Source organism: Robertkochia sediminum, from assembly GCF_016786255.1.
GTDB lineage: Bacteria > Bacteroidota > Bacteroidia > Flavobacteriales > Flavobacteriaceae > Robertkochia > Robertkochia sediminum.
The window spans coordinates 1-396 of the sequence record NZ_JADMKT010000004.1; the positions used below are offsets into that span (position 1 = coordinate 1).

Here is a 396-nt window from a genome sequence, read left to right on the forward strand (position 1 = left end):
GGTACCGATGCTAATGATCCCGATACCGATAACGACGGACTTACCGATGGAGCTGAAGTGAATACCCACGGTACAGATCCAACTGTTGCCGATACCGACGGTGATGGACTGAATGATAATGTCGAGGTGACCAATGGAACGAATCCAACTGATGAAGACACCGATGGAGATGGAAACGGAGATGCCACCGATGCGAATCCGCTTTCACCTGTAGCAGTAGCTGATGCTTCAAATGCTTCTTCAGGGAATGCGACCCAGGTAGATATTCTTGCTAATGACAATTTTTTACCGAATAATAATGCTGCCAACCTTGGCATAACTTCGCTATCTGACACCGGGAATGGCTCAGCGTCCGGATCGGCGAGTTTTGACGCAACTACGGGAATCCTGACCTAT

1 pseudogene is annotated in these 396 nt (G+C 48.7%); it reads left to right on the plus strand.

From position 1 onward, the window contains the following. A pseudogene (locus IS446_RS00010) lies at positions 1–396 on the plus strand (hypothetical protein); the annotation flags it as partial.